At 46.2% G+C, this 16,484-nt stretch carries 18 protein-coding genes and 1 pseudogene; 14 read left to right on the plus strand and 5 right to left on the minus strand.

Annotation, left to right across the window (positions count from 1 at the left end; genetic code table 11):
* Positions 1-74: 74 nt before the first annotated feature.
* Positions 75-1,229, minus strand: a complete 1,155-nt coding sequence (locus tag GWP43_RS08920; protein ID WP_162663861.1) for an iron-containing alcohol dehydrogenase — start codon at positions 1,227-1,229, stop codon at positions 75-77.
* A gap of 362 nt (positions 1,230-1,591) precedes the next feature.
* Here GWP43_RS08920 and GWP43_RS08925 point away from each other — a divergent pair, with 362 nt between their 5' ends.
* Both GWP43_RS08925 and GWP43_RS08930 read left to right on the plus strand, forming a co-directional pair.
* Positions 1,592-2,452, plus strand: coding sequence for an SIR2 family NAD-dependent protein deacylase (locus GWP43_RS08925; protein ID WP_162663862.1), 861 nt, complete (start codon positions 1,592-1,594; stop codon positions 2,450-2,452).
* 13 nt (positions 2,453-2,465) lie between these two features.
* A complete protein-coding gene (locus GWP43_RS08930) occupies positions 2,466-2,885 on the plus strand; it encodes an Rrf2 family transcriptional regulator (RefSeq protein ID WP_162663863.1) in 420 nt (139 codons plus the stop codon).
* A 105-nt stretch (positions 2,886-2,990) separates the two neighbouring features.
* Here the strand turns inward: GWP43_RS08930 and GWP43_RS08935 are convergent, their stop codons facing one another.
* Positions 2,991-3,695 (minus strand): B3/B4 domain-containing protein, encoded by a 705-nt coding sequence (locus tag GWP43_RS08935; protein ID WP_162663864.1) that lies wholly within the window; start codon positions 3,693-3,695, stop codon positions 2,991-2,993.
* A gap of 93 nt (positions 3,696-3,788) precedes the next feature.
* On the opposite strand from GWP43_RS08935, the gene folK reads away from it, so the two are divergent.
* The 4 genes from folK to GWP43_RS08955 all read left to right on the plus strand — a co-directional run bounded on the left by folK (position 3,789) and on the right by GWP43_RS08955 (position 6,582).
* A complete protein-coding gene (gene folK / locus GWP43_RS08940; RefSeq protein ID WP_230977635.1) occupies positions 3,789-4,196 on the plus strand; it encodes a 2-amino-4-hydroxy-6-hydroxymethyldihydropteridine diphosphokinase in 408 nt (135 codons plus the stop codon).
* Positions 4,197-4,375: 179 nt separating this feature from the next.
* Positions 4,376-5,152, plus strand: a complete 777-nt coding sequence (locus tag GWP43_RS08945; protein WP_162664826.1) for a segregation and condensation protein A — start codon at positions 4,376-4,378, stop codon at positions 5,150-5,152.
* 1 nt (position 5,153) lies between these two features.
* Positions 5,154-5,687 carry an SMC-Scp complex subunit ScpB gene (scpB, locus tag GWP43_RS08950; RefSeq protein ID WP_006189743.1) on the plus strand — a complete coding sequence of 178 codons (534 nt, stop codon included), beginning with the start codon at positions 5,154-5,156 and terminating at the stop codon, positions 5,685-5,687.
* A gap of 160 nt (positions 5,688-5,847) precedes the next feature.
* Positions 5,848-6,582: a pseudouridine synthase gene (locus GWP43_RS08955; RefSeq protein WP_162664827.1), complete on the plus strand. Its 735-nt coding sequence runs from the start codon at positions 5,848-5,850 to the stop codon at positions 6,580-6,582.
* Between the two features lie 64 nt (positions 6,583-6,646).
* Here the strand turns inward: GWP43_RS08955 and GWP43_RS08960 are convergent, their stop codons facing one another.
* Both GWP43_RS08960 and GWP43_RS08965 read right to left on the minus strand, forming a co-directional pair.
* The gene (locus tag GWP43_RS08960; RefSeq protein WP_162663865.1) at positions 6,647-6,973 is read right to left on the minus strand and encodes a DsrE family protein; all 327 of its coding nucleotides are present in this window, start codon (positions 6,971-6,973) and stop codon (positions 6,647-6,649) included.
* A 34-nt stretch (positions 6,974-7,007) separates the two neighbouring features.
* On the minus strand, positions 7,008-7,724 hold the full coding sequence (locus GWP43_RS08965; RefSeq protein WP_162663866.1) for an RluA family pseudouridine synthase: 717 nt from the start codon (positions 7,722-7,724) through the stop codon (positions 7,008-7,010).
* A gap of 12 nt (positions 7,725-7,736) precedes the next feature.
* On the opposite strand from GWP43_RS08965, the gene GWP43_RS08970 reads away from it, so the two are divergent.
* Positions 7,737-8,945, plus strand: coding sequence for a hypothetical protein (locus tag GWP43_RS08970; protein WP_230977636.1), 1,209 nt, complete (start codon positions 7,737-7,739; stop codon positions 8,943-8,945).
* Between the two features lie 61 nt (positions 8,946-9,006).
* On the opposite strand, the gene GWP43_RS08975 is transcribed toward GWP43_RS08970, so the two are convergent.
* Entirely contained in the window at positions 9,007-9,963 is a 957-nt protein-coding gene (locus GWP43_RS08975) for a TraB/GumN family protein (protein ID WP_162663867.1), read from the minus strand.
* A gap of 284 nt (positions 9,964-10,247) precedes the next feature.
* Between GWP43_RS08975 and mraZ the strand changes: the two are divergent.
* The 7 genes and pseudogenes from mraZ to ftsA all read left to right on the plus strand — a co-directional run bounded on the left by mraZ (position 10,248) and on the right by ftsA (position 16,479).
* Positions 10,248-10,638, plus strand: a pseudogene (mraZ, locus tag GWP43_RS08980) (division/cell wall cluster transcriptional repressor MraZ).
* A gap of 5 nt (positions 10,639-10,643) precedes the next feature.
* A complete protein-coding gene (gene rsmH, locus GWP43_RS08985) occupies positions 10,644-11,591 on the plus strand; it encodes a 16S rRNA (cytosine(1402)-N(4))-methyltransferase RsmH (RefSeq protein ID WP_162663868.1) in 948 nt (315 codons plus the stop codon).
* Positions 11,592-11,596: 5 nt separating this feature from the next.
* Positions 11,597-11,878 (plus strand): FtsB/FtsL family cell division protein, encoded by a 282-nt coding sequence (locus GWP43_RS08990; RefSeq protein ID WP_162663869.1) that lies wholly within the window; start codon positions 11,597-11,599, stop codon positions 11,876-11,878.
* A 4-nt stretch (positions 11,879-11,882) separates the two neighbouring features.
* Positions 11,883-13,274 carry a UDP-N-acetylmuramoyl-tripeptide--D-alanyl-D-alanine ligase gene (locus GWP43_RS08995; RefSeq protein WP_162663870.1) on the plus strand — a complete coding sequence of 464 codons (1,392 nt, stop codon included), beginning with the start codon at positions 11,883-11,885 and terminating at the stop codon, positions 13,272-13,274.
* Positions 13,271-14,413 (plus strand): putative lipid II flippase FtsW, encoded by a 1,143-nt coding sequence (ftsW, locus tag GWP43_RS09000; protein ID WP_162663871.1) that lies wholly within the window; start codon positions 13,271-13,273, stop codon positions 14,411-14,413. Before GWP43_RS08995 ends, ftsW begins: the two co-directional genes overlap by 4 nt.
* Positions 14,406-15,245, plus strand: a complete 840-nt coding sequence (locus GWP43_RS09005) for a cell division protein FtsQ/DivIB (protein ID WP_162663872.1) — start codon at positions 14,406-14,408, stop codon at positions 15,243-15,245. Before ftsW ends, GWP43_RS09005 begins: the two co-directional genes overlap by 8 nt.
* Positions 15,238-16,479, plus strand: coding sequence for a cell division protein FtsA (gene ftsA / locus GWP43_RS09010; protein ID WP_162663873.1), 1,242 nt, complete (start codon positions 15,238-15,240; stop codon positions 16,477-16,479). The genes GWP43_RS09005 and ftsA overlap by 8 nt, the downstream gene beginning before the upstream one ends.
* Positions 16,480-16,484 lie beyond the last annotated feature (5 nt).

Genomic DNA, 16,484 nt, shown 5'->3' on the forward strand with positions numbered 1-16,484 from the left:
CCCAACCTCACTTATTCTGCGATTTTTATTTATCTATCTGATGCGATTGCTCTTCTCCTGAAATGTTTATATTTTTAAAAATCAATTTCCTTGCCGTAATAGGCTGCAAGGTAAATCTTCTTAATATCGGCGGGAGAGGTTTTGCGCGGATTGGTCAGCGTACAAGCATCGTTAAAGGCTCTTTCGCTCATCAAATCCAACACCTTGAGGAATTTATCTTCTGCAATAACGGTATTCTTGCCTTCCTGAATGGTGCGGGTAATGCCGACTTTCCGGTTCAAGGCAGAGACAGCCTTTGCAATATCGTCGATACCCAAAGCGCCTTCCAGCTTGCTGTAGCGGTCGGTTTCTTTTCTATTGTAGTTGATAATATACGGAAGCATAATTGCGTTTGCTTCACCGTGTGTCAGATGGAATTCACCGCCGATCTTATGTGCCATCGAGTGTACGATACCGAGTGAGCAGTTGCTGAATGCGATACCGGCAACCGTAGATGCCGTGTGCATTTTTCCGCGTGCTTCCATATCGTTCCCGTTTGCAACAGCCCGTTCCAGATAGTCGAATACCAGCCGGATTGCTTCAAGTGCATAGGGGTCGGTGTAATCGTCATGGGCGGTAGACACGTATGCTTCGATAGCATGGGTCATAACGTCCATACCTGTCTGAGCCGTTACCAGCGGCGGCATCTTCGCAGGGATTCTATCATCAACAATTGCAATGTCGGGGATAATATCAGGGCTTACGAGCGGATATTTGATATTCTTTTCCGTGTCGGTAATAACGGAGAAGGCGGTGATTTCGGAAGCGGTTCCGGAGGTAGAAGGAACACCGACCAGCCTTGCTTTTGTCCGCAGCTTCGGGAATTTGAAGGCAGCTAAGTCGTCAAAGTTATAACCGGGGTATTCGTAGTACACCCACATGATTTTTGCAGCATCCATTGCAGATCCGCCGCCCAATGCGATAATCCAGTCTGGATTAAAGGCTGCCATCTTTGCGCCGCCTTCTTTACAGGTTTTAACGGAAGGATCGGGTTCTACACCGTCGATAACCAGCACTTGCATACCTGCTTTTTCCAGATAGCCCTTCGCTTCATCGACGAAGCCGAATTTTTTCATCGAGCTTCCACCGGTAACAATAGCGGCTTTCTTTCCTTCCAAGGTAGAAAGGAATTCCAAGGCTCCAACCCCGTGTACAATTTTCGGGGGGATACTGAATGTTGCGTACTTCATAATTTATACTCCTATTCATTAAAAGAGGTGTTATGTGCTGCCGTTTTACCTATGTTTAAACGGATAGTTCAACACTCTTTTATTTTATAGATAGTATTATAACGATATATTATTATTTAGTAAAGAGGGAAAACGATAAAAAAACACCGATCGCCCCAACAGAGAGACTAAACGGTGGTAGCCGGATAAAAAAATTCAGAAGTTCTATTGACATTACAATCAAGCCGCTGTATAGTCATAGATGTAAATTCATAAGAACAACCAACTTTTTTTCCGTTCGCTGGTGAATGGGCGTCATGCTATTCCTGCACGTGAAACGTTTTTGCATGTGCAAGACGAAGGGATTTACCGGAGGATTTTATATGAGAGAAGCTATTGAGCAATTAAAACAGATTATTTCCGAAGCGGAAACCGTTGTCATCGGTGCAGGGAGCGGTCTTTCCACTTCGGCAGGCTTCACCTATTCCGGTGAGCGGTTTGAAAAATATTTTTCCGATTTTGCGGTCAAATACGGTTTTCAGGATATGTATTCGGGCGGATTTGCTCCTTTTGCCTCGCTTGAAGAGCGTTGGGCATACTGGAGCCGCTATATTATGATAAACCGTTATATGGATCCGCCCAAACCGGTTTATAACAACATACTTTCGCTTGTGCGGAACAAAGATTATTTTGTGCTTACGACAAACGTAGACCATTGCTTCCAAAAAGCGGGTTTTGACAAGGAGCGGCTGTTTTATACGCAGGGCGACTACGGGCTGTTTCAATGCAGTGAACCGTGTCATCAAAAAACCTATGACAACGAAAAACAAATCCGCGCAATGTGGGAATTCCGCGACGAGATGAAAATCCCGTCAGAACTTGTACCGCATTGTCCTGTTTGCGGAAAACCGATGAGTATGAACCTTCGGGCAGATGACACTTTTGTTACAGATGAGGGCTGGTCTAAGGCAGCCAATCAATATGAAACATTTTTACAAAGCCGGAATATAACAAGCCGTTCCAGTCAACAAGAAGGAACGGGGAAGGTGTTGTTTCTTGAGCTGGGTGTTGGAAGAAACACTCCCGGAATTATAAAGTATCCGTTTTGGCAGATGACAGCAAAAAATCCGAATGCGCAGTATGTTTGTATAAATTTTGGGGAAGCGTTTGCACCGTACGAAATAGAAAAACGGTCGCTCTGTATCAATGATGACATTGGCGGGGTTTTGCAAGAACTACTATAAAAAAAGGTGAAATATGAAAATCAGTGTTCGTTTTACAGCAGCGGTTCATACGCTTTTGTGCATTCAGTATTTTGAAAAGGATATGCGCGTTACTTCGGATTTTATTTCTGCAAGCACGGGTGTCAATGCTGTTATCATAAGAAAAATTTTGCTGCAGCTGCAAAAGGCGGGATTGGTAAAAACTGCAGCAGGGATCGGCGGTTCACACTTGGCACGGAAGACTGATACAATCACGCTGCTGGATGTATACAACGCAATCAATGAGGGAGCAGAGGAACGGGAGGTTTTCAATTTCCATCCGAATCCAAATCCGCAATGCCCTGTCGGAAGCAAGATTCACCGCGTGCTCGATGCTGCATTGCAAGAGGCGCAACAAGCGATGGCAGATTCGCTTAACAAAACAACAATTGCCGATTTAGGAGCGGGAATATAACCGGAGTCTTGTTTCTTTTACGCATCCGCGCGAATAAAAAAGCTGAGGGCTTGCAAACCTAAGGATACGATATCCAAACGTCCAAGATCCTCAGCTTTATACTATTTACAACTCTATAGAAGGATTCGCTTGCGTCAAAATTTCAGTTGTAACCGAGGCTCCAAGGTACTTTTGAGCATATTCGCCGATAAGCGCCAATGCAGCTTTTAAGTCTTCCAAGCGGGCAGGATCGAGATTTTCCATGATGATAAACGCATTTTTCGTATTTTCCGTAATCATCGTGCGCTGCCCATCACGCCAATTAAAACAGCGGCAGACGGCGCCTTTATTATCGCGATAGCACAACTCCCCTTCCAGGGTTTGGCTATGCTCTTCATCGCCGAGCGCAAAAAAATCGTCGCCGCCCTTTGTAACACCGAGGATTAAATCGCCGTCAAAGGCATCGCTGTCTTCCGCACCGCACGGTAAGCCGAATTGCAATGATGCGGCATTGTAAATATCTACCAGCGGATTGATATACGAAACGGGATTCTGTTTTTCCACCCGCTTGAGCAGCGCCTCGATACTGCATCGGACGCCTTTCTTCGTCTTAAACTTCCGATACGCATCCCGCCAGATAGCGATAACGGGGTTTTCGCTGAACACATTTTTTACCAAAAATTTTTCCGCATCGGCATTACTCCGCGAAAGTAATACCTTTATATCGCGGACGCTTTCGCCGCTATTATCTATCCCCTTTAGCAGCACTACACCGAGCTGCGCTTGAGGAAAAAGCTCCCAAAAAGAGGCATCCGCCAAAAATTTGCTCATAGTAACTCCTTTGTTATAAATGATGACAATGTAAAATAGTATCACTACTATAAAAGTATACTATTCCTTTGTAAAGAGGCCGAAAATTTAGTTATGGAAACAATTATATTGGGACTTGGCTCCAACCGCGGAGATTCAAAAGCGATCCTCGCAGAGGCAATTAAACGGTTCGCATCATTTTTGAGCGATATTCGAACCTCCTCCGTCTATATTACAAAACCGCAGGATTACCTCGATCAGGATGATTTTTACAACATGGTTGTATCGGGAAACTATGCAGGAAGTCCCGCATCACTGCTTAAAACACTCCAGCAGATTGAAGCGGATTACGGCAGAAACCGTGAAGCCGAGATTCCCAAAGGCCCCCGCACACTCGACATCGATATTCTCTTTTTCGGAAGTCAAATTGTTAAGCTCGATAATCCTCCGCTTATCATCCCGCACCCCGCGGTATACCAGCGAGCATTCGCACTCATCCCCCTTGTTGGAACTGTATCCTGACTACAGTGATCCCGTTACGCAACAACCGCTTGCCGCCGTACTCGCTGCCCTACCCGATCAAGGCGTACGAAAAAGTCTCTGATGTGGTAGATGCGCCGTATCCCCAGCGCTTTTGAAAAGAGACGATGTAGATGCGCCGTATATTTTCAAAAGTTCTATTCTTCGATATAATACCGCCCATGATAACTGCCGAAGATGAAAAGCACGAAGAACAGAACGCCGAAGCGCTGACTGCGTTTAAAGTCAATGATTTTGAAGGGACGCTCGACCTTTTGCTCTTTTTAATTAAGAAAAATGAGATCAATATCTACGATATTCCCATCAGCGATATAACCGAACAGTACCTTGAATATCTCGATTACGCGGTAAGCCTCAATCTGGATAGCTTAACCGAGTTTTATGAACTGGCGGCGCACCTTGTCTACATTAAAAGCAAGATGCTCCTTCCCGTCGAGATCGATTCGGACGATGAGGATATCGAAGACCCGCGTACGGAATTGGTCAACAAGCTGATTGAGTATCAAAAATTTAAAAAACTGTCGGTTTTAATGGAAGAAAAAGAAAGCGAAGCCGAATGGTTTTTTGAGCGCAAGAAAATACAGCACGCGCTTCCCTTTACCGAAGAGAACCTGTGGGAGCGGGTTGATACGTGGGAGCTTTTACGGACGTTCTCAAAATTGATGTCCAATTATAACTCGGAACAAATTCTTGACCTGTACGAAGAAGTGTCGGTAAATGAAAAGCTGACGCTGATGAACGAATTTTTGGAAGAAAAGGGCGAATGCCTCTTTACCGATTTGATTGTACGGAAGGGAAATCTGCTGGATGTTATTTGCGCTTTTATGGCGCTGCTTGAGGCGGTCAAATTCAGGATGGCAAGCATTTGGCAAAATAGAATGTTCGGCGATATAAAAATACGCCCGTGGGAAGCTGCCCGCAATGATGACGGAGTATAAAATGGAAAAAGAAACAGCCCTCGTAGAGGCAATCCTCTATTTGGAAGGAGAGCCGCTTGACGACGCTGCAATCAGTAAAATTGCAGGCTTATCGGTCGATGTCGTAAAAGAATGTATTAAAAATCTGAAAGATTCATATTCGGAAGGTTCGAGCGGTATCGAAATTACACAGATGATGGGCGGCTGGATTATCACGCCTAAAAAAGAATTTTGGGATGCGCTGAAAGACCGCTACGGTAAAAAGAATGAGAACCGGCTTTCGCGCGCTGCAATGGAAACGCTGTCGATTATTGCCTATTCTCAGCCGATAACCCGTGCCGAAATCGAGGCAATCCGCGGAGTTTCCGCCGACACGATGATTAGGCTTTTGGTAGAAAAAGAGCTGATTAAAGAAGTGGGGAAAAAAGACATTCCCGGAAAGCCGGTGCAATTCGGCACGACCAAGGAATTTTTAAAAGTATTCGGTCTCAACAGCATCGCGGACTTACCCAAGATGGATGAAACGGAGCAGGAGCGGTTCGAACTTGCGCGATAACAATCATTTTTCCAAATCGCCCCGAGCTTTCGACAGCAAACGGATAAAATCTTTCGATAACGGCACCCATAATGAAGGTAACGAAAACAACGGCAAGCGAACCGAATATTTCAACAACGGTACAGCTCCCGAAGATAACGAAAACAGCAGCAAGCAGGAGATGAGGCTGCAAGTGTATCTTGCCCATGCGGGAGTTGCTTCGCGGCGTGCTTGCGAAAAGATTATCGCGGAGGGGCGTGTTTCCGTAAACGGAACGCTTGTTATCGACATGGGCAGTAAGGTTCGCACGGGTGATACGGTACTCCTTGACGGGAAGCCGGTGCATCCCGAAGCGCGCAAATGCTACGTACTATTGAACAAACCGGCGGGCTTTGTCTGCACGCTCTCCGACGAGAAGGGACGCCCCACTGCCGCAGATCTTTTAAAAGAGACCTACAGCGAGCGGCTCTATAACATCGGCAGGCTCGATATGTTTTCGAGCGGGGCAATCCTCTTTACCAACGACGGGGATTTTGCCGCAAAGATAGAACACCCGTCGGCGCAGATCGAAAAGGAATATGTCATCGAAACTACGCAGGACTTTCCGCCGGAGCTGCTCACCCGCTTTGAACGCGGTATCCGCGTTGACGGCATTTTTTACAAATGCCGTTCAGCCGCTGCCATTAACCGCCGTAAGCTGCGAATTGTACTTGTCGAAGGGAAAATTAGAGAAATCCGCCGCGTGCTGGATTCCTTCAATTGCACGATAAAGCGGCTGGTGCGGGTTCGCATCGGGAACCTCGAGCTGGGCACCCTGAAAGCAGGAGAATTCCGTGACCTTACCGCAAAAGAGCGGCAGGCGCTGCTAGACCTCGCAGCAGAGAGCAAAAACGAGGAGCGAAAGTACACAGAATAATGTACAGAATTGAGGCTTTTAGAGGTGTACTCTTTTAAAGAGGGTACCGCCCCTCTTCCTCTTTTTACTCAATCGTATACTCGATAAAGCCTTCTGCTTTCCGTTTGATGATTTCTCCGATTCCGGCACGTACGGTTCTGATATTTTTATACTGTATGTCGTCCATCCCCTGCCCCGCTAAGGCATTATGGCACAGGGCTATGTCGCAACCGCAGTCCGTAAAATCATTTTCAAGATCCTTAAAATATTGTACAACGTCTCCGGCAAACACGATTTCAATTTCCGCCGTATCACCGGTTTCTTTGCAATAATTTCGGTAATTGACTAATTTACTTTGCAATTTAGCGATCAACTGAAGCTTTTCTATTCTGAATAAAACTTTATAGTGCATAGCGCTAAAACTATACCCTGCGCTTATGCACCTGTCAAGAAAGGCCGCATATAGTTTCCGGCATCAGCATATCAATCGCCGCCTGTATATGTTCGGGTACCGGCACGGTAAAGAGGCGAAGCGTGCCGCCGATGGGAAATCGGAGGCGGTATGCGCAGAGCTGGAGCTTTTTAACGCGGGCGGTTTTCCAAAGCTGTTTATTTAATGCAAAGTTTCCGTGCTTGTCGTCGCCAATAATCGGGCAGCCGATACCGGCAAGGTGAATACGGATTTGGTGCATTCTGCCGGTATGCAATCGGACGGAGAACAAGCTGTATGCGTCAGTACCCGCAAGCAGTTTGTATGCACTTGAGGCAGGCTTTGGCGTGCCGTTTTCCATAATCGGCGTATCGATAATGCCTTCTTTCGGAATGGGTTTCAGTGTTTTTTTATTTACAGAATGTTCAAACCTGCCGAAGCATAATGCAAGATATTCCTTTTCGACCGCCCGCGACTCAAACAAGGTACGGCACGAACGGGCGGCGGAGGCGTTTTTTGCCGTTACCAATAAGCCGGAGGTTTCTTTATCCAACCGGTGTACCGGAAATATTTCTGTCCTGAGCTGCTTGCTTAAAATCTCGGTAAGGCACACGGCAATGTGCGCACCGCCCTGTACCGGAATACCGTAAGGCTTATTAACGATACAAATCGCCTCGTCCTCGTATACAATCGGAATAGATTTCTTTACAATATTTTGTTGACTATTGTGCATAGTGGGGAGTATATGATGAATCGGAAAAAAATTCAGCACTTGTTATGTTTCATTCTTTTATCGTTTTGTATCGGCCATCCGCTGCGGGCGGAACTGATCAGCAATCCTTCATTAGGCTATACATTGGATTTACCGGAAGGATTCAGACAGGTGAATTCCCGGGATAATTCCCGTTATCTTTATCAAAATACAATTATCCCCGTCGGCTTACAGGTCGCACTCTACCCGTATCAGCAGTTCGGTACGGTAACCGCTGCGGCAGAGCATATTTTTTCTCAACTGAAAGCGCAGAAAAAGGCGATACAATTTTTGATGCAGGGCAACCCCGCACTCGTTGCAAACCTTCAATTTACACAGCAAAACCAAAAACAGGCGGGGTGGCTTTTGGTGCAGCCGCTCGCCGAACAAAAGGGATGGCTGGTTGTCTTAACAACAACACAGGCGGCAAAAGCGCAGGAATATGAGCCGATGATGATTTCCTGCTTGGATGCGGTGTTCATCAGCCGTCAGTCCTTTTTTGAACCCGGCCCGATGATTCAGGCCGTTTATCCCAAAGAAGGAACGGTAAAAAAAGAAGTGCTCTTTAATGGAAAAAAACTTCTCGTGCATTTTGACCGCTCCGATTCCGAAGCGAACCAGGCAGTAATAGACCGCGAATTTGCCCTGCTGACACGCTACCTCAATTCCCCGCTGCAGCAAAAAGCATGGCAGCGCTATTACCGGATGATTTATCGCGACAGTATTGCTCGCTGCCGCCATCTTTCGCTGATGCTGGAAAAGGAATTAATCGAGGTGAGTAAAGAAGGGAAAATGCCTTCGGCAGAAGCCGTTGCCGCTTCTTTGCTTGCATGGATGCAAAACTTTACCTACAAGCGAGATGAAAACGGGGCTGACTTTTTAAACATACCGGCTGTGTGTACCGATCAGAGCGGCGATTGCGACAGCCGTGCGCTGTTGATGGCGGTGATATTGCAGCATTTCAACATCGATTCAATCTTGATGATTGCTCCCGGACAAAGCCATGCGGTTGCCGCCGTAGACTGCACCGGAGAAGGCGCCCGCTTTACGCACAACGGCAAACGCTATCTTATCGCAGAAACGACGGCAAAGGTCGCACTCGGAAAAATTGCACAAGACCTTGCCGACCCCAACCTTTGGTTTGCCGTTGATTGGTACACACCTCCCGAACGGGACGAGTATGGCTTCGGCAAGAAGGAATAGTCGGCTCATCTAAGGACGAGAGATTTTAGAGGTTTTCAACTGTTAAAGCGGCACTGTCGCTTTACTCAAGCATATTCTTCTGCCGCATAATTTCAAAAACACTTGACTTTCCAAGGAAGTGCGCACTACCTGCAAAGACAAACGTATTGCCACCTTCGTGCAAGTACTCGTCGAATTTCTGCGCCCATATTCGATTCCGATCGGTCAACAGTGCATCAATATAGGCTTGCGCTTTCTTTTCAGAGAAAGAAGACGGTACTTCCAAGAGTAATTCGACAAGCAGGGATGAGAGCTCTTTTCGATTATTGCTTAGATAAAGATCCCGAATTTTATGCATCGCTTCCGTACTCTTATCAATATCTCGCAACGCTTGTATAGAATCCTTTAATATAGCAAGCTGATCGTCAAAAGTACCGTACGATAACGCTGCGAGTTGCTGTTCTACCGTATCGAGCGCCTCGATTTTTTTATTTTCAGCCCGCTGCATCAAATACATATCGATACCGTCTCCAGGCAGCAAACCAGCCTTAATCGTCAATAACTGCGCCAGTACCGTATTTAATACCCACGGATTAAATAAGGCAAACTGATGTACCGTATCATCACCGATCATTTCATACAGAAAAACAAGTTCATCCTCTGATAAGACATTAAGTAAACTCTTTTTGGGGTCGGTATTCATATTTTTCATAATAACGGTTTGCATCTCACCGACGAGAGCTTCCATTTCGGCCATACCACCGAGCTCACTCACCAACCGGTCGGCTTTATCGAAGGCACGCAGCACATTCTTTTCAAGCGGATAAAAACTTTTATCGGCAACATGAATAGTTCCGAGTACATAGACGGAGCCCTTATTACCCCTTATCTCCCAAAAAAAACGTTCGGGGCGCTCTATCAGTACCGGCCTCGATAATTCTGACGGCCGCTTACCCTGTCCCGTAGTCGTACAGGCTGTAAGCGCGATGCTCAACAGCAAGAGCAGTGTAATTTTTTTCACATATTTAAAAGCTATCATACAATCCTCCTATCGATAAAATAACGTTTTTTTGCACTTCCTACTAGAGGATTTAATCAGGGAAAAGGTTCAACTCTGGTCGAATAGTCTCAATTTTTCCGCGAGGATATAAAAAAATGTCTGATACATTTGCTGCATAATATCGGCAAAAAAAGCATTGACATTTATTATTTTACCGGTAAAATGAAGAAAGGTGGGTAAAAGTGGAGGAAAGTAGATAAAAGTGGAAAAAAAGTGCGTTCTCGGGAGAGTATAATAACACGCTTGATGAAAAAGGGCGTATTATGTTTCCTGCAAAACTACGCTGTTTACTGCCGGGCTCTCAGATTGTGATTACCCGGGGAATTGACCGCTGTCTATGGATATTTCCTCCTGAAGAATGGGCATTGCTATCCGAAAAAGTTATGCAATCCGCTTCATTGTTTCAGGCAAACTCCCGTCTTGTCCTGCGCAGACTTATCGCTCCGGCGCAGGAAATAGACATTGATAAGGCGGGACGTGTTTCAATACCCCAAAGTTTACGTGAATACGCGCAGCTCGAAAAAAGACTGCGTGCTATTGGGCATCAACCGTTATCTTGAATTATGGGATGCGGCTGAATATCGGGCTTATCTGGAGGGAAGCGAGGCGGATTTCCATCAAGCGAGCGAGGACTTGGGGCTTATTCGTTTTTAACATGTATGAACTTTATACACACACCGGTTTTATTACAAGAATGCCTGGAATTACTTGCTCCGGAAACATCCGATCCGCTTCTTATCGACGGAACATTAGGCGAAGGCGGCCACAGTGAGGCCTTTTTAACTCACTTTCCACAGTTAAAAGTTATCGGTATCGATGCCGACCCTGCCATTCAAGCAAAGGCAAAAGTACGGCTTGCCCCATTCGGCGAACGTATGCAATTTTTTTTAGGCTGGTCGGATGCTTTTTTCGATGCTTATCCTCAAAATACACCTGCCCCATCGCTCATATTATTTGATCTCGGTATTTCTCTTTTCCATTATATGGAATCAAAGCGCGGTTTTTCATTCAGCGCCGCCGAACCGCTCGATATGCGTATCAACCCGAATGAATCGCTAACAGCCGCCGACATTGTAAACACCTACAGCGAAAAAAAACTCGCGGATCTACTGTACCTCTATGCGGAAGAACGGTTTTCGCGGCCGATCGCTCGTGCTATTGTCGCGGAACGGGAAAACCGTCCCTTTACGGAAGCGCGACAGTTAAGCGAAACCGTATTCCATGCGGTTCCCGTCCGCTTCAGACACGGCCCCATACATCCGGCAACCAAGACGTTCCAAGCCCTACGGATTGCCGTGAACAGCGAGCTTGACCGGCTGCCGCGCCTGTTGGAAAAAGCCTTTGCATGCCTTGCGGCAGAGGGCAAAATGGGCGTTATCTCTTTTCACTCGCTGGAAGATCGTATCGTTAAAAATTTTTTTAGAGACCTTGCAAAAAGCTGTATTTGCCCGCCTGAAATGCCGATATGTACATGTGGAGGCGTGCCCCGTGCAGCTTTGCTTACGAAAAAACCGGTCGGCCCCTCTGCCGAAGAGACAGCCGGTAACGCACCGTCCCGCAGCGCCCGGCTTCGTGTTATAAAAAAGCTCTCTTTGAGGAGGTCATAACCGCTATGAAGCACTTGTTAGCATTCATCCTTACCGTGAGTATTCCTTGTTTATTTTTCTTAACCGTCAAACAATCGCAGGTCTACAATACACTGGAACGTGAGGTAAACGCATATAACGATGAGCAGAATCGCCTGATTGCAGAAAATAAACGGAAGATTTCGGCTATTTCCATCCTCTCAAAACCGCAGCGGATAGAAAAAATTGCCGTCGAAGAATTGGATATGCACAAAGCAGATTCCTCGCAGATTATCCGCGTCTCCTTGGATAAGGAAAAGAAGGGATAGCTCCATGTTATTGGGTTGGGAGGCTCTCTGCACGGCAGTCGCAGGCACATTCATTTGCAATTATTCTCCTTATGCGGGCTTCGATTCCGTTACGACAGACAGCAGAACTGTGAATCCCCATGCCCTTTTTATTCCGCTGCGAGGTACACAGCAAGACGGGCACCGTTATATCGAACATGCCCTGCGGCAAGGAGCAGATTGTATTATTGCCGACGCAGCACACCTCGACGTCCACGATAACACTCAGCATATTATTGCTCTCTGCAAAAGATATGAAGCCTCCTGTATCCGCGTTGAACATACGCTGAAGGCATTGCAGGACGCCGCCGCCGCTTATCTGGAGCGATTTCCACAGCTTCTTAAAATCGGAGTAACCGGTTCAAACGGTAAAACAACGACGAAAGAACTGCTTGCCTCTATCTTTGCACAGGAATACCGCACTGTAAAAAATGAGGGTAACCTCAATTCGGAAACAGGACTGCCGCTCTCGGTGTTCACCGTAACGAAAGAACATGAAGTGGGCATTTTTGAGCTTGGTATGAACCGGAAGGGAGAAATTGCGGAGCTTGCCGCAGTCCTGAAACCGAACATTGCCGTTATCACCAATATCGGCACCGCGCATATCGGGATGCTCGGTTCCAAAGATGCCATTGCTCACGAGAAAAAACAAATATTTTCCTGTTTTGATGAAAACTCAGTCGGCTTTGTCCCCGATAAGGACGAATATACGGCTTTCTTACAAGAAGTACCGCACGGGAAAACCTTTACCTACAGTGCAGCTCCCGACGCCTATACCCTCGAAGGGCTTTCAGGTACAGAGATCCGGTATAAGGGAGAAAACATCCGTTTACCACTCCCGGGAATCCATAACGTACAAAATGCCTTTGCCGCGATTGCCGTTGCGGAATACTGCAATATCCCGCTGCGATCAATAAAAGCAGGCATCGAAAACATGCAGGCACTATTTGGAAGGTCGCAAATTATCCGCGGATCGGTAACCTACCTGCTCGATTGCTATAACGCCAATCCCGATTCTATGAATGCGGGGCTTGCACTGTGTGCGAATATTGCAGTAAACGGCAAGAAGATTTATGTACTTGCCTCGATGAAAGAACTGGGTGCAAAATCAGCGGAAGCACATCGCGCCGTATGTGCGGCAGCTTTTGCCTCCGATGCCGATGCGTTATTTTTTTTCGGTGAAGAGATGTGTAAAGCAGCCGTCGAACAAAATAAAACTTCAAATAAGCCTTTTTTCTGCTTTAGAGAATCCGATGCAAATAAACTCCGCGATACCTTAGATAGTCTATTAAAACGGAACGATTTTGTGTTTCTAAAGGGATCCCGAAGCCTTCAACTGGAGCAGTTTGAATCTATTCTGCAAAAGGAGCGGGTATGACACAGCATACTATCACCGTTGAAAAGAACATCAATCGCGACCGATACAGCTTTACTTTTATCCTGCTTGTGCTCATCATGGTTGGAGTCGGAATTGCGGTACTCTATTCGGGCTCCCTGCATTACGCCGAACGTTTTTTTGATGACCCATCTTATTTCGTTGTCCGGCAATTCCGTAATCTTCTTGTAGGCTGCATCGGTCTCATTTTTTTTTCATTTTTCAGTTTTGACCATTTGCGAAAATTACTCCCCTATCTACTGATAGCCGGTTTTATCTTCCTGTTGCTCCCGTTTATTCCCGGCATTGCTTCGCCGCGGAATGGTGCTAATCGCTGGATCTCTATCGGTGGTTTTAGTTTACAACCATCGGAATTTATCAAGCTTCTGCTCATTATCTTTCTTGCAAATTTCTTCGATAAAAAAGCTGATCAATTGGATGTACCGCTGATTGCCATACTGCCGCCTTTTTTTATTACATCGATATTCGTATTGCTAGTATACCTTGAAAACGATTTTTCTAGTGCAATTTTTCTAATACTTATATTCATGGTCATGTTTTTTGCTGCAGGAGGATCGCTGCTTTGGTTCCTTAAAGGACTGATTATTACCATCCCTTGTGCGGTACTTATGGTTGCTACCTCCACCTACCGGATGAAGCGCGTGCTCTCTTTTATTTCCCCCGATAGCGATCCACTCGATACAGGGTATCAAATCAATGCAGCCCTCGAAGCACTTGCCGGCAGCGGCCTTTACGGTACGGGAATAGGGAACGGCGTACATAAAATTTCAAGTGTCCCCGAAATATACTCCGATTTTATTTTTGTCGCATGGGCGGAGGAAATGGGTTTTTTAGGCGTATGCGGATATCTTGTACTTTTGCTTACCTTTACTGCAGTAGGTTATTTAATTGCATTTTCCTGTAAGAACAGGTTCGGCTGCTATATTGCCTTCGGAGCAGCCTCCTCAATCGTCCTTCAATCTTTTTTAAACTTAGGAGTCGTTGTCCGCCTACTGCCCGCAACCGGTATTCCACTCCCCTTTTTCTCATTCGGAGGATCTTCACTCATTACCAGTCTTTGCCTATGCGGACTGATTATCAATGTTTCAAGCTATTCAAAAAGGAGCGTCTCACATGTCTGATATTATCGGTTTACAAAACCATGCTTACACAGAATTGCAGCAATCACCTCAAACCGTTAAAAAAACAAAAGGGAAGCAGCTCCTTAAAATTATCATTTTAGTGATGTTGTTATTTTTGGCGGGTGACTCCGTTTATTATCTTTTTATCTTGCCTTTTAATTCGACGGCAAAGATACAGTTTTCCGGAATCGACACCGTTCTCGAAGCGGATCTAAAAAAAGCAGCGGGCATTACCGGCACGGAAAAGTGGGGAAAGATCGATAAAGATGTGTTATTGCATCGGATTGCAAGTTATCCGCTCGTTGCGGAAGTACACGTACTTAAAAAATATCCGGACAAGGTTCTGATTGAAATAACCGAACGGAAGCCGGTAGGCGTATTACTCGCAACTGTTGGCGACCGAACTATCCCGATGGAAATAGATAGAACAGGAACAGTGTTTAAAGCAGCATCCAAGAAAGAGCCGCAAGAGTTACCCATTATCAGCGGTCTCTCTTTTCAAACTATACGGGCGGGAATGAAGGTGCATAAGCAGCTTGTGCCGTTATTTAGACAGCTGGATCTTTTGCAGAAGAAAAATCCGGCCTTACTCAGCGAAATTTCCGAAATGAAGATTGAACAGAAAAAATACGGAGGTTTTGACCTTATCCTCTATCCGGTGCGAACTCAAGTTAAAGTACGTGCAGACAGTACATTGAATGAGGATCGATTGCAGTATATGATGTTAACGTTGGATGTCATACGGGAACTTGATCTGAGTTCAAAGATTGAGGAGTTGGATGTACGGGCAGGAACCGCTTCCTACCGTTTAAGAGGTGAAGCCAATGAGTGATATCATAGTCGGATTGGATATAGGTACCAGCGCAATCAGAGCTGTTGTCGCTGAAAAACTGGAAACAGGCGTTCTGCAAATTATCGGCGTGGGCACCGGCATTTCCGAAGGCTTACGGAAAGGAACCGTCGTTAATATCGAAAAAACCGTACAGGGAATTCACGAGGCAGTGGAAGCCGCAGAGATGATGTCCGGCGTGGAAATTACGCACTGCATTACGGGAATCGGCGGCACCCACATTGAAGGACTTAATTCCCGCGGTATTGTCGCCGTTACCGATAAAGGAAAAGGAAATCGGGAAATAGACCAACAGGATATCGACCGCGTTATAGAAGCTGCAAAGGCTGTTGTTATTCCGATGGATAGGCGTGTCATGCACGTAATTCCTCAATCATATATCGTCGACGATCAGCGCGGTATTGCGGATCCGCACAACGTAATCGGTGTCCGTATCGAAGCGGAGGTGCATATTATTACCGGATCGGTTACCTGCATCAAAAATATCGTCGACTGTGTGAAGCGTGCCAATTTGCAAGTTGACACACCGATGTATCACGGGTTAGCCGCTGTAGAATCCGTTATGACGCAGGAAGAACAAGATCTCGGATCGGTACTCATCGATATCGGAGGAGGCACTACCGATATTGTGGTGATGTCGGGCGGAGCGCCGATACTTACGACCGTGCTGCCCGTAGGCGGAGGTCATGCGACAAACGATTTGGCAATTGTAAAAGGGCTTTCAACCGAGACCGCAGAAAAGCTCAAGATAACCGACGGATGCTGTTGGCAGCCGCTTTTGGAAGATAATAAATCGGTACTGATTTCCGCTCCGGGCGGACGGGCACCGATACAGATTGAAAAAGCGGATATATGCGATATTCTGCAAGCCCGAATGGCGGAAATTTTTACGATGGTAAAGGATAAAATAAGCCCTGCAATCGCTACGAACCGATTTGCAGGTAACGTTATCCTCTGCGGCGGCGGTTCGCTTATGCAGGGTGCTACGGAGCTTGCTTCCGAAATTTTCGATACCCCCGCCGTCAGATTAGGTATTCCGGGAACCTTCGGCGGTTTAACCGGAGAATACCGCAGTCCCGAATTTGCCGCCGTACTCGGACTGATTTTATCGCAGTACAAACAGCGGGCAGCTTCCGGTGAAGAAACGAAAAAAATGGAAGCAGAACAGGGTAAAATTATCGGTAAACTCAAAGACTTTTGGAAAAATCTATTTTAATATAG

Origin of the sequence: Treponema vincentii, assembly GCF_010365865.1 — a bacterium.
Lineage (GTDB): Bacteria > Spirochaetota > Spirochaetia > Treponematales > Treponemataceae > Treponema.

What these genes read in the sequence shown, in the direction of transcription:
- GWP43_RS08920 (WP_162663861.1), bottom strand. Translation starts at nt 1,229, where the DNA reads ATGAAGTACGCAACATTCAGTATCCCCCCGAAAATTGTACACGGGGTT.
- GWP43_RS08925 (WP_162663862.1), top strand. Translation starts at nt 1,592, where the DNA reads ATGAGAGAAGCTATTGAGCAATTAAAACAGATTATTTCCGAAGCGGAA.
- GWP43_RS08930 (WP_162663863.1), top strand. Translation starts at nt 2,466, where the DNA reads ATGAAAATCAGTGTTCGTTTTACAGCAGCGGTTCATACGCTTTTGTGC.
- GWP43_RS08935 (WP_162663864.1), bottom strand. Translation starts at nt 3,695, where the DNA reads ATGAGCAAATTTTTGGCGGATGCCTCTTTTTGGGAGCTTTTTCCTCAA.
- folK (WP_230977635.1), top strand. Translation starts at nt 3,789, where the DNA reads ATGGAAACAATTATATTGGGACTTGGCTCCAACCGCGGAGATTCAAAA.
- GWP43_RS08945 (WP_162664826.1), top strand. Translation starts at nt 4,376, where the DNA reads ATGATAACTGCCGAAGATGAAAAGCACGAAGAACAGAACGCCGAAGCG.
- scpB (WP_006189743.1), top strand. Translation starts at nt 5,154, where the DNA reads ATGGAAAAAGAAACAGCCCTCGTAGAGGCAATCCTCTATTTGGAAGGA.
- GWP43_RS08955 (WP_162664827.1), top strand. Translation starts at nt 5,848, where the DNA reads ATGAGGCTGCAAGTGTATCTTGCCCATGCGGGAGTTGCTTCGCGGCGT.
- GWP43_RS08960 (WP_162663865.1), bottom strand. Translation starts at nt 6,973, where the DNA reads ATGCACTATAAAGTTTTATTCAGAATAGAAAAGCTTCAGTTGATCGCT.
- GWP43_RS08965 (WP_162663866.1), bottom strand. Translation starts at nt 7,724, where the DNA reads ATGCACAATAGTCAACAAAATATTGTAAAGAAATCTATTCCGATTGTA.
- GWP43_RS08970 (WP_230977636.1), top strand. Translation starts at nt 7,737, where the DNA reads ATGATGAATCGGAAAAAAATTCAGCACTTGTTATGTTTCATTCTTTTA.
- GWP43_RS08975 (WP_162663867.1), bottom strand. Translation starts at nt 9,963, where the DNA reads ATGATAGCTTTTAAATATGTGAAAAAAATTACACTGCTCTTGCTGTTG.
- rsmH (WP_162663868.1), top strand. Translation starts at nt 10,644, where the DNA reads ATGAACTTTATACACACACCGGTTTTATTACAAGAATGCCTGGAATTA.
- GWP43_RS08990 (WP_162663869.1), top strand. Translation starts at nt 11,597, where the DNA reads ATGAAGCACTTGTTAGCATTCATCCTTACCGTGAGTATTCCTTGTTTA.
- GWP43_RS08995 (WP_162663870.1), top strand. Translation starts at nt 11,883, where the DNA reads ATGTTATTGGGTTGGGAGGCTCTCTGCACGGCAGTCGCAGGCACATTC.
- ftsW (WP_162663871.1), top strand. Translation starts at nt 13,271, where the DNA reads ATGACACAGCATACTATCACCGTTGAAAAGAACATCAATCGCGACCGA.
- GWP43_RS09005 (WP_162663872.1), top strand. Translation starts at nt 14,406, where the DNA reads ATGTCTGATATTATCGGTTTACAAAACCATGCTTACACAGAATTGCAG.
- ftsA (WP_162663873.1), top strand. Translation starts at nt 15,238, where the DNA reads ATGAGTGATATCATAGTCGGATTGGATATAGGTACCAGCGCAATCAGA.